Source organism: Cellulosimicrobium sp. JZ28 (genome assembly GCF_015327065.1).
Taxonomy (GTDB): Bacteria; Actinomycetota; Actinomycetes; order Actinomycetales; family Cellulomonadaceae; genus Cellulosimicrobium; species Cellulosimicrobium funkei.
Genome location: NZ_CP017660.1, coordinates 1,430,385 through 1,442,558, shown reverse-complemented (window position 1 = coordinate 1,442,558; position 12,174 = coordinate 1,430,385). Strand labels below are relative to the sequence as shown.

Genomic DNA, 12,174 nt, shown 5'->3' with positions numbered 1-12,174 from the left:
GGGCCGCGTCACCAGCGCAGGCGCAGCTCGGTGTACGTCGTGTCCACGAAGCCGAGCGAGCGGTAGAGCGGCTCGCCCTCCGGCGTCGCGTGCAGGGACACGGAGTCCGCGCCCGCCGTGCGGGCCCAGTCGAGCGCCGCTCCGACGCACGCGCGCCCGAACCCCCGGCCGCGGTCGGCCGGGTGCGTGCAGACGTTCGACAGGTGCGCCGTCGTGCCGCGCGGGTTGCGCGCCGACGGCGCGGACCGGTGCAGCTCGACGAGCGCGCACGCCGCGAGGCGTCCCGGTGCGTCGACGACGAACGCGACGACGTCGGGAGTCCCCAGACCCGCGGCGAACCACGCGCGCGCCCGGCCCTGCCACGTCGGGTCCTCCGCGCCGGGCTCGCCCATCGCGCGCATGAGGTGCACACGCAACGACACGAGGTCGGCCGCGTCGCGCGGGACGGCACGCCGCACCCGCACGACGGCGTCCCGCGCGGAGACGCCGTGCGGAGCGCCGGCGAGCGGTGCCTGGTCGCGCGAGGCGCCGCCGTGCGGGGCCTCGTCGTGCGGGCCGCCGTCGTGCCGCCGTGCTTGGTCGTGCGGGCCGCCGTCGTGCGGCGCGCCGGACCGACCGGCGGTCACAGGAACCGCGCCCGCACCGCCTCGCCGTGCGCCGGGAGGTCCTCGTCGTTCGCCACGGCGACGATCCGGTCCGCGAGGTCCTCGAGGGCGTCGCGGTCGTACTCGACCACCTGGACGGCCTTGACGTAGCTGTGCACGCCGAGCCCGCTGGAGAAGTGCGCGCAGCCGCCCGTCGGCAGGACGTGGTTCGAGCCGGCCATGTAGTCGCCGAGCGAGACCGGCGACCAGGGCCCGACGAAGATCGCCCCCGCGCTCGTGACGCGCTCGGCGAGCTCGGCCGCCCCCGCGGCCTGGATCTCCAGGTGCTCCGCGCCGTAGGCGTCCACCACCTGCAGCCCGTGCTCGAGGTCGTCGACGAGCACGATCGCGGACTGCGGGCCCGCGAGCGACTGCGCGACGCGCTGCGCGTGCTTCGTCGCGGTCACGAGGTCCGCGAGGCGCGCCTCGACCGCGGCGGCGAGCTCGACCGACGGGGTGACGAGCACCGCGGCGGCCAGCGGGTCGTGCTCCGCCTGGCTGATGAGGTCGGCCGCGACGTGCCCCGGGTCCGCCGAGGCGTCGGCGAGGACCGCGATCTCGGTGGGGCCCGCCTCCGCGTCGATGCCCACGACGCCTCGCACGAGCCGCTTGGCCGCCGCGACGAAGACGTTGCCGGGGCCGGTCACCACGTCGACCGGCTCGCACAGCACGTCGCCGTCCTGCGGCTCGCTGCCGGCCGCGCCGTACGCGAACATCGCGACCGCCTGCGCCCCGCCGACGGCGTACACCTCGTCGACGCCGAGCAGCGCGCACGCGGCGAGGATCGTCGGGTGCGGCAGGCCGCCGCTGTCCCGCTGCGGCGGCGACGCGACGGCGAGGCTCGGCACGCCCGCCTCCTGCGCCGCGACGACGTTCATCACGACGGACGACGGGTAGACGGCCAGGCCACCGGGCGCGTAGAGCCCGACGCGGCGCACGGGCACCCACCGCTGCCGGACCTGGGCGCCCGGCGCGACCTGGACCGTGAAGTCCTGCGGGCGCTGTGCCGCGTGCACGAGCCGGACCCGGCGGATCGACTCCTCGAGCCCTGCCCGGACCTGCGGGTCGAGCGCCGCGAGCGCCGCGGCGATCTCGTCGGCCGGGACCCGCAGGTGCTCCGGCCGCACGCCGTCGAAGCGCTCGGCGTACTCGCGCAGGGCCTCGGCCCCGCGCGTCCGCACCGCCTCGAGGATCGGCGCGACCCGATGCGCCGCGTCCTCCACGCCGACCTCTGCGCGCGGCAGGGCCTCGGCGAGCTCGCGTGCGGACAGGGAACGCCCTCGGAGATCGATGCGGGAGATCATGCGACGAGTCTAGGAGCCCGGGAGGTCCGCGACGAGCGCGTTTCGCCCACCGGTCGTCCTGGCGGCCGCCCTGCGCCGGCGCGTTCTCGTCGGGAGTCGTGTCGTCGCGGCACGCGGCGCCGGGGAGAATGGCGTCATGAACGCCTCCGACGACGCCCGCCCGGTCGAGATCTCCGACGACGTCATCCGCCTCGGCCAGTTCCTCAAGCTCGCCGGGCTCGCCGAGTCCGGCGCGGAGGCGCGCGAGCTCGTCACCGAGGGCGAGGTGCGCGTGAACGGCGAGGTGGACACGCGCCGAGGCCGCCAGCTGCACCGCGGCGACGTCGTCACGGTGGACCGGCCGCAGGGCGGGGAGAGCGCGACCGTCGCCTGAGCGGCGGGTACGACTCGTCGGGCGAGGTCAGGCCATGTACGTCGAGGCCATCACCTTGTCCGGCGTGAGGCGCAGCACCACGCGCTCCGGCTTGGGCGTCAGCGGGCGGTAGCGGCGGGCGTAGCGCGCGACGGCGTCCGCCACCTCCTCCGCGTCCTCGACGACCTCGATCGTCCCCTCGAGCGTGAGCCACCGTCCGCCGTCGACCTGGCACACCGCGGCGCGCGGGTGCGCCCCGTCCGGGCCGGCCCGGCGGGCGTTGCGCGCCTTCACCGACCCGCGGTTCGTCGTGATCCGCACGACGCCCGCGTCCGGGTCCCAGGTGAACGCCACCGGGACGACGTGCGGGCTCCCGTCCTCGCGCAGGGTCGTGAGCGTGGCCAGGTGCCGCTCGGTGACGAAGACGCGCTGCTCGGGGTTGAGTCGGATCACGCTCGCGAGTCTAGGCGCGGCCCGCCCGGCACCGGCCGGAGCCGTCTCGTGCCGGTCGTCACACGACGCCGCCGACGAGCCGCCGTGGGTGCGCCGTCCTGGGTGCGTCGCAGCGTGGGCAGGACGGCACCGCCCGGGCGGTGGCACCGTCTGCACGGCGGGACCGTGCGCAGTGCCGGACCGACGGCGTCGGCGTGTCAGAGCAGGCAGGACGGCCCGAGCAGCGCCTTGAGGTCGCCGAACAGCGCCGGCGACTTCTCGACCCGCAACCCGTCGCCCGCGCGGACGACCGTGGTCTTGCCGGGCTCGAGGACCTGGACATGCACCTCGGCCGAGCCGGGGTGCGTCGCGAGGACCTCGCGGAGGCGCAGGATGATCGGCTCGACGCAGCGCGTGTGCGAGACCTTCACGGCGAGCGGCGACTCGGCGCCCACGGTGATGTCCGGGAGCGAGACCTCCATCGCCTGGAGCTGCATCGTGTCGTCGCGCCGACGCACGCGCCCGCGCAGGACCACGACCTGGTCCTCGGCGAGGACGGTCGAGTACGCGAGATACGTCTCGCCGAAGAACATGACCTCGACGGCGCCCTCGAGGTCCTCGATGGTCACCGCGGCCCACGGGTTGCCGTTCTTGCTCATCTTGCGCTGGAGCGACGTCACGAGGCCGGCGATCGTCACGGTGGAGCCGTCGGGCCGGCCCTCGTCGGCGAGGAGGTTCGCGATCCCGGTGTCCGCCGCACGCGTCAGCACGTGCTCGAGACCGGACAGCGGGTGGTCGGACACGTACAGGCCGAGCATCTCGCGCTCGAACGCGAGGCGCTGCTTCTTGTCCCAGTCCGGGAGGTCCGGCACGTCGACGGAGAACGACATGCCGTCCTCGGCGTCCGCGCCCCCGAAGTCGGCGAAGAGGTCGAACTGCCCCTCGGCCTCCTTGCGCTTGACGCTGATGACCGAGTCGACGGCCTGCTCGTGCACGACGAGCAGGGCGCGCCGCGCGTGGCCGAGCGAGTCGAACGCGCCTGCCTTGATGAGCGACTCGATGGTGCGCTTGTTGCACACCACGGCCGGTACCTTGTCGAGGAAGTCGGTGAACGACGTGAACGCGCCCTTCTCCTCGCGCGTGCGGATGATCGCGTCGACGACGTTCGCGCCGACGTTGCGCACGCCCGTGAGACCGAAGCGGATGTCGCCGCCCACCGCGGTGAACTTCGCCGCCGAGTCGTTCACGTCCGGCGGGAGCACGGTGATGTGCATGCGCCGGCACTCGTTGAGGTAGAGGGCCAGCTTGTCCTTGTCGTCGCGCACGCTCTGCAGGAGCGCCGCCATGTACTCCGTCGGGTAGTTCGCCTTGAGGAACGCCGTCCAGTACGCCACGAGGCCGTACCCGGCGGAGTGCGCCTTGTTGAAGGCGTAGCCCGCGAACGGGACCAGCGTGTCCCAGACCGCCTGGATCGCGGCGTCGGAGTACCCGCGCTCCCGGCAGCCCGCCTGGAACGGCACGAACTCCTTGTCGAGGATCTCCTTCTTCTTCTTGCCCATCGCGCGCCGCAGCAGGTCGGCCTGTCCGAGCGAGTAGCCGGCGAGGATCTGCGCGGCCCTCTGGACCTGCTCCTGATAGACGATGAGGCCGTAGGTCTCGTCGAGGATCTCCGCGAGGGGCTGCTCGAGCTCCGGGTGGATGGGCTCGATCTTCTGCAGCCCGTTCTTGCGCAGCGCGTAGTTCGTGTGCGAGTTCATGCCCATCGGGCCCGGGCGGTACAGCGCGATGACGGCCGAGAGGTCGTCGAACTTGTCCGGCTTCATCTGGCGCAGGAGAGCACGCATGGGGCCGCCGTCGAGCTGGAACACGCCCAGCGTGTCACCGCGCGCGAGCAGCTCGTACGACGCCTTGTCGTCGAGCGTGAGCGACTCGATCTCGATCGGCTCCTTGCCGTTCATCTCGATGTTCTCGAGCGCGTCGTCGAGGATCGTGAGGTTCCGCAGCCCGAGGAAGTCCATCTTGATGAGGCCGAGGCCCTCGGACGTCGGGTAGTCGAACTGCGTGATGACCGCGCCGTCCTGGGGACGGCGCATGATCGGGATGATGTCGATGAGCGGGTCGCTCGACATGATGACGCCCGCGGCGTGCACGCCCCACTGCCGCTTCAGCCCCTCGATACCCCGCGCGAGCTCGACGACGCGCTGCGCCTCCGGGTCGGTGTCGTGGAGCTGGCGGAACTCCGCCGCCTCGGAGTACCGCTCGTGCTTGGGGTCGAAGATCCCCGACAGGGGGATGTCCTTGCCCATCACGGCCGGCGGCATCGCCTTGGTGAGCTTCTCCCCCATCGCGAAGGGGAAGCCGAGGAGCCGCGCCGAGTCCTTGAGCGCCTGCTTGGCCTTGATGGTGCCGTAGGTGACGATCTGGGCGACGCGGTCGTCGCCGTACTTCTCCGTGACGTACCGGATGACCTCCCCGCGCCGACGCTCGTCGAAGTCGACGTCGACGTCGGGCATCGAGACGCGCTCGGGGTTGAGGAACCGCTCGAAGATCAGCCCGTGCTCCAGCGGGTCGAGCTCGGTGATGCCCATGAGGTACGACGCCATCGAGCCTGCGGCGGACCCACGGCCGGGGCCGACGCGGATGCCCTGGTCCTTGGCCCAGTTGATGAAGTCGGCGACCACGAGGAAGTACCCCGGGAAGCCCATCTGGATGATGACCTCGGTCTCGTACTGCGCCTGCTTGCGCGCCGCGTCCGGGATGCCGTTCGGGTAGCGGCGGTGCAGCCCGCGCTCGACCTCCTTGACGAACCAGCTCGTCTCGTCCTCGCCCTCGGGGACGGGGAACCGCGGCATGTAGTTCGCCTTCGTGTCGAACGACACCTCGCACTGCTCGGCGATGAGCAGCGTGTTGTCGCACGCCTCGGGGAGCTCCGCGAAGACCCGGCGCATCTCGGCCGCCGACTTCACGTAGTAGCCGGTGCCGTCGAACTTGAACCGGTCCGGGTCGTCGAGCGTCGAGCCGGAGTTGATCGCGAGCAGCGCCTCCTGGCTGGAAGCGTCCTCCTCGCGCACGTAGTGGAGGTCGTTCGTCGCGACGAGGCGCGCCCCGATGGTCTCCGCGAGGCGCAGGAGGTCCTTCGTGACCCGTGTCTCGATGTCGATCCCGTGGTCCATGAGCTCGACGAAGAAGTTCTCGCGGCCGAAGATGTCCTGGAGCTCGCCCGCCGTCCGCACCGCCTCGTCCCACTGGCCGAGGCGCAGGCGCGTCTGGATCTCGCCCGACGGGCACCCGCTCGTCGCGACGAGGCCCTTGCCGTAGCGCTGGAGGAGGTCGCGGTCCATGCGCGGCCACTTGCCCATCTGCCCCTCGAGCGACGCGAGCGACGACGCCCGGAACAGGTTGTGCAGACCCTCGTTGTCCTTCGCGAGCAGCGTCATGTGCGTGTACGCACCGCGCGCCGACACGTCGTCGGACTCCTGCCCCTGCTGCCCGAACCGCACGCGGGTCTGGTCGAACCGGCTCGTGCCCGGCGTGACGTACGCCTCGACGCCGATGATCGGCTTGATGCCCTTCGCCTGCGCCCGCGACCAGAACTCGAACGCCCCGAACACGTAGCCGTGGTCCGTCGTCGCGATGGCCTTCTGGCCCAGGCGCTCGACCTCGTCGAACAGGTCCCCGATCCGGGCCGCACCGTCCAGCATCGAGTACTCGGTGTGGACGTGGAGGTGGACGAAGTCCTCGGTCGCGGTGGGCATGCACCGATCTTAGGCGTGCCCCACCCACACCCGGGCGAGGTCGCGGCGGGTCGTGCGGCACGTCACGCGAACGGCGCGCGGTGCCCCGCCGAGAGGGGTCAGACGTCCGTCGTCAGGGTCTTGGCGGCGTCGCGGTGGTCGATGCCCGCGTCGAGGTAGACCGGTCCGGACACGGCGTACCCGAGCCGCTCGTAGAAGCCGATCGCCTGGACCTGGGCGGAGAGGAGGACGCGCACGGTGCGGCGTCCGTCCGGCCCTGGGACCGCGTGCTCGGCGAGCGCGACCTCCTCCAGCGCGCGCATCACCGCGACTCCCGCGCCGGTGCCGCGCGCGACCGCGGCGACCGCGACCCGGCCGACGTGCACCTCTCCCGGGTGCGCGGGGTCCGTGAGGAGCCGGCCCGTGCCGACGACGTCCCCGCCCCGGTCGCGGTCCCGGACGAGCACGTGCGTGGTCGTCTCCGCGGTGTCTAGGTCGTCGATCTCCTCCTCGACCGGCACCCCCTGCTCGTCGACGAACACCGCGAGCCGCAGCGCGTGCGCGGCGGCCAGCCCGGCGTCGTCGGCCACGCGCTCCACGGCGAGCCGGGCGTCGCCCGGCCCCGAGGCGGCGACGGTCACGCGTACGCCCCGCGCAGCACCTCGAGCGCGTGCGCGAGGTCGTCCGGGTACTCGCTCGTCAGCTCGAGCCACTGCCCGGTCGTGGGGTGCTCGAACCCGAGGCGCATCGCGTGCAGCCACTGGCGCGTCAGGGACACGCGCGAGGCCAGCACCGGGTCGGCACCGTACGTGAGGTCGCCGACGCACGGGTGCCGCAGCGCGGAGAAGTGCACCCGGATCTGGTGCGTGCGACCCGTCTCGAGGTGCACCTCGACGAGGGACGCGGCGGGCAGCATCTCGAGCACCTCGTAGTGCGTGACCGAGGGCTTGCCCTCCGCCGTGACCGCGAACTTCCAGTCCGCGCTGGGGTGCCGCCCGATCGGCGCGTCGATGGTCCCGGTGGTGGGCTCGGGATGGCCCTGGACGAGCGCGTGGTAGACCTTCTCGACCGTGCGCTCCTTGAAGGCGCGCTTGAGCGCGGTGTACGCGACCTCGCTCTTCGCGACGACCATGAGTCCCGACGTCCCGGCGTCGAGGCGGTGCACGATGCCCTGGCGCTCCGCGGCGCCCGACGTCGAGATCCGGTACCCCGCGGCCGCGAGGGCGCCGACGACGGTCGGGCCCGTCCAGCCCGGCGACGGGTGGGCCGCGACCCCGACGGGCTTGTCGACGACCACCAGGTCGTCGTCGTCGTGCACGATGCCCATGCCCGGCACGGGTTCCGCGACGACCTCGACGGCGGGCGCCGCGTCGGGCACGTCGACCTCGAGCCACCCGCCCGGGACGAGCCGGTCGGACTTGCCGACCTCGCGCCCGTCGAGGCGGACGGCGCCGCCCGCGGCCAGCTCTGCAGCCCGCGTCCGCGAGAGGCCGAGGAGCCGGGACAGCCCGGCGTCGACCCGCTCGCCGGCGAGGCCGTCGGGCACCGGGAGCGACCGGAGGCTCACCGCGCCCCCTCGTCGTCGGTCCGCGTGGCGGTCGGCTCGGGTGCGGGCCCGGACGTCGGCTCGACGGCGTCGTCGGCGCTCGTCCCGGGGTCCGCGTCGTCGCCGCCGTGGCGCGTCCCGTCCAGCCCGATGCCGAGCACCGACAGGACGGCGATCATCACGGCCGCGGCCACGATCGCGATGTCCGCGACGTTGCCCACGAACCAGTTCGCGTAGGCGATGAAGTCGACGACGTGCCCGCGCGCGAAGCCGGGCTCGCGGAAGAAGCGGTCGACGAGGTTGCCGAGCGCGCCGCCCAGCAGGAGGCCCAGCGCGACGGCCCACGCGCGCGAGCCGATGCGGCTCACCATGCGCACGATGACGACCACCACCGCGACCACGACGATGGTCAGGAGCCACGTCATGCCCGTCGCGATGGAGAGCGCCGCGCCCGGGTTGTAGATGAGCCGCAGGCCGAGCAGCGACCCCACGAGCGGGATCGTGTCGTCGCCCAGCGTGAGGCTCGACTCCGCCCACCACTTGGTGAGCTGGTCGAGCACGAGGACGAGGACGGCGAGGACGACGGTCCACACGACCAGGACGCGCCGCGGACCGCGCCGGACGGCTCCTGCGGAGGGGTCGGCGGTCGCCTGCGGGGAGGCGTCGGCGGGGTCGGTGGGCTCGGGGCGCGCAGAGGTGGACATCGGCGGCAAGTCTGCCACGTCGTCGCCCCGCTCGACGCGGCCCCACGACGGCCCGGTGCTCAGCGCCGCTCGGCGCGCTGCTTGGCCTCGACGGAGAGGTTCGCGCGCGGGAACGCCTGCAGGCGCGCCTTGCCGATCGGCAGCCCGGTCTCCTCGCACGTCGCGTACGTGCCGGCCGCGATGCGGTCGAGCGCGTGCGACGTCTGCGCGAGGAGGTCGCGCACGTTGTTGACGAGCGTCAGCTCCTGCTCGCGCTCGAGGGCGCTGGACCCGGAGTCGGCCTGGTCGTCGCCGGCGCCGTCACCGGAGTGTCGCAGGAGGTTCGACAGCTCCTCGTCCGCGACGGCGAGCTCCCCCTCCAGCCGCTCCTTCTCGGCGAGCAGCTCCGCGGCGAGCTCCTCGGCCTCCCGCAGGGTCCAGGGCTCCTCCCCGTCGCGCACGGGGAAGGACTTGACGTCCTTCGCGAGGTTCGGGAAACGGTCGCGCACGGCCGAACGGGCCGCCGTGGTGAGCTTGGTCATGTCGCCCCTCCAAGTTCGAGTCACGCGAGAGTAGACGCAGCGGCCGGTACGCACAACACACCACGCCGGTCCGCCGAGGCGGGAGTGAAGGCGCAGGTGCGAGGCGTACCGGCCGCTGCCGGACGGTCGACGCAGGTGCTAGATGCCGGGAGCCAGGTCGCTCGTGCGGCTCGCCCCGCCGACGTTGCTGCGCGGCGGGAGGGCGCTGCCCCGGTTGTCCAGGTCGCCCAGCAGGTTCTGCAGGTAGCTCTTGAGACGCGTGCGGTAGTCGCGCTCGAAGATCCGCAGCTCGTCGATCTTGCGCTCGAGGAGCGAACGCTCCTGCTCGAGCTGCGAGAGCGTACGGTGCGAGGTCTCCTCGGCCTCGCGCACGATGCGCGAGCCCTCCTCCTTGGCCTCCGCGATGAGGCGGTCGCCCTCCTCCTGGCCGGAGCGCACGTAGTCGTCGTGCAGCTTCTGGGCCAGCTGGAGCATGCCCGTCGCCGACTCGGGCTCCGCCGCGTTCTTCGTGACGACGGCCTGCGAGATCGGGGCGGGGCGCACGGGCTCCGGCTCCGGCTCGGGCGCCTTCGGCGTCTCGACGACGGGGGGCTGCACCGCAGCGCTGGACGCGTCGGCCCGGCTGAGCTCGGCGAGACGACGCTCTGCCGCAGCGAGCTTCGCCTTGAGGTCCTCGTTCTCCTCCTGCACGGAGTTGAGGGTCCTCACCACCTCGTCCAAGAAGTCGTCGACCTCTTCGACGTCGTAGCCCTCGCGGAACTTCGTCGCCGAGAACTTCTTGTTCAGGATGTCCTCTGCAGTGAGCAGTGCCATCGGTTCACCTCATAGCGTTTGCGTGTCGGTCCGGGCGACCTCGCGATCACCAGACTCCAAAGTAGCGGACATTGCCCTCAGGGGCGGGTGCAGCCGCGCCGTCGCGCGCCGTCGGAACCGTGCCGACGGCGTGCAGCGTGCGCGGGCGTGCGGTGGGGGTCGGGGCGAACCGGACGTAGCGGCCCGGTCCGGGCCGTCCGGACACCCCGATCGGGTGACGTGCGTCTCAGAGCGAGGACACGATCTGCGCCGCGATCGTCACCGCAAAGAACAGGATGATGAACGCGAGGTCGAGGCGCACCTGACCCAGCGAGAGCGGCGGGATGAGTCGGCGCAGCGCGCGCAGGGGCGGGTCCGTCGCCGAGTAGATCACCTCGGCGAGCACCAGCAGGACCCCCCGGGGCCTCCAGTCGCGCGCGAAGAACTGCACCCAGTCGAACACGAGCCGACCGATGAGCAGCAGCAGGTAGAGCCAGAGCAGGAATCCGACGATGCCTGTGATGAGGTCCCAGATCACGGGTCAACTGTGCCAGACGCACCGCCCCCGGCCCCGCCGGGGACACGCGCTACGCCCAGGGCGGACGCGCAGGAGGGACGGGCGCGTCACCGCGTCCGTCCCTCCGCGTGCGTGCGGCGCGTGCTCGGCGGGCGCACCGCGCCGCGCGCACGCTCAGCTCTGGTTGTAGAAGCCCGCGCGACCGGGGGCCGGCGCGGCGGCCTGCTCCTCGCCGGTGATCTCGACGTGCTCGGGCGAGAGCAGGAACACCTTGTTGGTGACGCGCTCGATGGCCCCGTGCAGCCCGAAGATGAGCCCAGCGGAGAAGTCGACGAGGCGCTTCGCGTCCGCGTCGTCCATGTCCGAGAGGTTCATGATCACGGGGGTGCCGCCGCGGAACGCCTCGCCGATCACGCGCGCGTCGTTGTACGACCGCGGGTGCACCGTCGTGATCCGCCGCAGCTCGGCCGCCGACATGCTCGTCTGCGGCACCTCGCGCGGCCCGAGCGCGCGGTGCAGCGGCGTCACCGGTGCCTGGTAGTCGTGCGCCACGTCCGCCCCCGTCTCGTCGAGCTCGTCGACGTACTCGTCCTGCTCGTCCTCGCCGCGATCATCAGCGAGGCCCAGATACAGCATGGTCTTGCGCAGCGCTCCCGCCATGGGCCTTGCTCCGTCCTCGATCGATCCTCGGTCCACCGGCCGTGGGACCGGTGCGTTCACGCTAACCGAGGGTGCGCGGCGAGCCCCGGACGACACGCCCGGCGTGCGCAACCTCGTGCGGAGGTCGGACCGAGCCCGCTCAGGTGCCGGTGAGCGCCACGAGCCCGGCGAACCGACCGGTCGTCGTGCCGCGGCGCGCCGCCCGACGGTGCGAGAAGAACCGCTCGTCCTCGATCGTGCACGCCGGGACGCGCACGACGTCCGCCACGCCCGCCGCGACGAGGTCGGCGACGACCCCGGCGGGCAGGTCGAGCGCCGGCGTCCCCCAGGACGTCGTCGACCACGTGGCCGGACGCGCGAGCGCGACGTCGTCGCGCATCCACGCGGGCACCTCGTAGCACCGCCCGCACGCGCTCGGCCCGACGGCGGCCCGCACCCGGTCGACCCGCGCGCCGGCGGCGACGAGGGCGGCCAGCGCCGCGTCGACCACCCCGTGCGCGAGGCCGCGGCGCCCGGCGTGCGCGACGCCGACGACGCCCGCCTCGGCGTCCGCGAGGAGGACGGGCACGCAGTCGGCCACGAGGACGCCCAGGCCCGTGCCGCGGGACGGGGCGACGAGGGCGTCCGCCTCCCCCACCGTGTCGACGGGGTCCGCACCGCGCGCGACCGGCTCCACCGTCGCGACGCGGGTGCCGTGCACCTGCGTCGCGAAGGACGCCGGGACGCCGAGCCACGCGGCCGCGCGTGCACGGTTGGCGCGCACCCGGTCGGCGTCGTCGGTCACGTTCAGGCCGAGGTTGAGCGTGTCCCACGGCGCCGGCGAGAGCCCGCCGTCACGCGTCGTGAAGCCGGCGCGCGCCCCCGGCCCGAGGTCCACCTCGAGCACGACGGGAGGGGCGGCGCCGTCGGCACCACCCCTCCCGTCCTGCACGGTCCCGGCGCTCACACGGCCCCGCACCGCGCCACGC

General features: G+C 73.1%; 13 protein-coding genes. 1 reads left to right on the top strand and 12 read right to left on the bottom strand.

Annotated features, from left to right (window positions below; all coding sequences use genetic code 11):
• Positions 1 to 8: 8 nt before the first annotated feature.
• On the bottom strand, positions 9 to 626 hold the full coding sequence (locus BJP59_RS06615) for a GNAT family N-acetyltransferase (RefSeq protein WP_051028219.1): 618 nt from the start codon (positions 624 to 626) through the stop codon (positions 9 to 11).
• Positions 623 to 1,948 (bottom strand): histidinol dehydrogenase, encoded by a 1,326-nt coding sequence (gene hisD / locus BJP59_RS06610; protein WP_034652906.1) that lies wholly within the window; start codon positions 1,946 to 1,948, stop codon positions 623 to 625. The genes BJP59_RS06615 and hisD overlap by 4 nt, the downstream gene beginning before the upstream one ends.
• Before the next feature lie 136 nt (positions 1,949 to 2,084).
• Here hisD and BJP59_RS06605 point away from each other — a divergent pair, with 136 nt between their 5' ends.
• Positions 2,085 to 2,321, top strand: coding sequence for an RNA-binding S4 domain-containing protein (locus tag BJP59_RS06605; protein ID WP_034652908.1), 237 nt, complete (start codon positions 2,085 to 2,087; stop codon positions 2,319 to 2,321).
• A gap of 27 nt (positions 2,322 to 2,348) precedes the next feature.
• Here the strand turns inward: BJP59_RS06605 and BJP59_RS06600 are convergent, their stop codons facing one another.
• The 10 genes from BJP59_RS06600 to BJP59_RS06555 form a co-directional block, all read right to left on the bottom strand.
• On the bottom strand, positions 2,349 to 2,753 hold the full coding sequence (locus BJP59_RS06600) for a pyridoxamine 5'-phosphate oxidase family protein (RefSeq protein ID WP_021481778.1): 405 nt from the start codon (positions 2,751 to 2,753) through the stop codon (positions 2,349 to 2,351).
• A gap of 197 nt (positions 2,754 to 2,950) precedes the next feature.
• The gene (gene dnaE, locus BJP59_RS06595) at positions 2,951 to 6,487 is read right to left on the bottom strand and encodes a DNA polymerase III subunit alpha (RefSeq protein ID WP_061267591.1); all 3,537 of its coding nucleotides are present in this window, start codon (positions 6,485 to 6,487) and stop codon (positions 2,951 to 2,953) included.
• Positions 6,488 to 6,585: 98 nt separating this feature from the next.
• Complete coding sequence (locus BJP59_RS06590; protein WP_228485309.1) at positions 6,586 to 7,107, bottom strand: GNAT family N-acetyltransferase; 522 nt, start codon at positions 7,105 to 7,107, stop codon at positions 6,586 to 6,588.
• Entirely contained in the window at positions 7,104 to 8,033 is a 930-nt protein-coding gene (locus tag BJP59_RS06585) for an RluA family pseudouridine synthase (RefSeq protein WP_043655591.1), read from the bottom strand. The genes BJP59_RS06590 and BJP59_RS06585 overlap by 4 nt, the downstream gene beginning before the upstream one ends.
• Positions 8,030 to 8,716: a signal peptidase II gene (locus BJP59_RS06580; RefSeq protein WP_194522520.1), complete on the bottom strand. Its 687-nt coding sequence runs from the start codon at positions 8,714 to 8,716 to the stop codon at positions 8,030 to 8,032. Before BJP59_RS06580 ends, BJP59_RS06585 begins: the two co-directional genes overlap by 4 nt.
• A 59-nt stretch (positions 8,717 to 8,775) precedes the next feature.
• A complete protein-coding gene (locus BJP59_RS06575; protein ID WP_021482712.1) occupies positions 8,776 to 9,237 on the bottom strand; it encodes a TraR/DksA family transcriptional regulator in 462 nt (153 codons plus the stop codon).
• Between the two features lie 138 nt (positions 9,238 to 9,375).
• The gene (locus tag BJP59_RS06570; RefSeq protein WP_021482711.1) at positions 9,376 to 10,050 is read right to left on the bottom strand and encodes a DivIVA domain-containing protein; all 675 of its coding nucleotides are present in this window, start codon (positions 10,048 to 10,050) and stop codon (positions 9,376 to 9,378) included.
• Between the two features lie 226 nt (positions 10,051 to 10,276).
• Complete coding sequence (locus tag BJP59_RS06565; RefSeq protein WP_021482710.1) at positions 10,277 to 10,567, bottom strand: YggT family protein; 291 nt, start codon at positions 10,565 to 10,567, stop codon at positions 10,277 to 10,279.
• A 153-nt stretch (positions 10,568 to 10,720) separates the two neighbouring features.
• Positions 10,721 to 11,206: a cell division protein SepF gene (locus tag BJP59_RS06560; RefSeq protein WP_034652914.1), complete on the bottom strand. Its 486-nt coding sequence runs from the start codon at positions 11,204 to 11,206 to the stop codon at positions 10,721 to 10,723.
• A 139-nt stretch (positions 11,207 to 11,345) separates the two neighbouring features.
• Positions 11,346 to 12,152 carry a polyphenol oxidase family protein gene (locus BJP59_RS06555; RefSeq protein WP_228485308.1) on the bottom strand — a complete coding sequence of 269 codons (807 nt, stop codon included), beginning with the start codon at positions 12,150 to 12,152 and terminating at the stop codon, positions 11,346 to 11,348.
• Positions 12,153 to 12,174: the final 22 nt, after the last annotated feature.

Coding starts and splice junctions, on each gene's coding strand:
- hisD (WP_034652906.1), bottom strand. CDS start 1,948: ATGATCTCCCGCATCGATCTCCGAGGGCGTTCCCTGTCCGCACGCGAG.
- BJP59_RS06605 (WP_034652908.1), top strand. CDS start 2,085: ATGAACGCCTCCGACGACGCCCGCCCGGTCGAGATCTCCGACGACGTC.
- dnaE (WP_061267591.1), bottom strand. CDS start 6,487: ATGCCCACCGCGACCGAGGACTTCGTCCACCTCCACGTCCACACCGAG.
- BJP59_RS06580 (WP_194522520.1), bottom strand. CDS start 8,716: ATGTCCACCTCTGCGCGCCCCGAGCCCACCGACCCCGCCGACGCCTCC.
- BJP59_RS06575 (WP_021482712.1), bottom strand. CDS start 9,237: ATGACCAAGCTCACCACGGCGGCCCGTTCGGCCGTGCGCGACCGTTTC.
- BJP59_RS06570 (WP_021482711.1), bottom strand. CDS start 10,050: ATGGCACTGCTCACTGCAGAGGACATCCTGAACAAGAAGTTCTCGGCG.
- BJP59_RS06560 (WP_034652914.1), bottom strand. CDS start 11,206: ATGGCGGGAGCGCTGCGCAAGACCATGCTGTATCTGGGCCTCGCTGAT.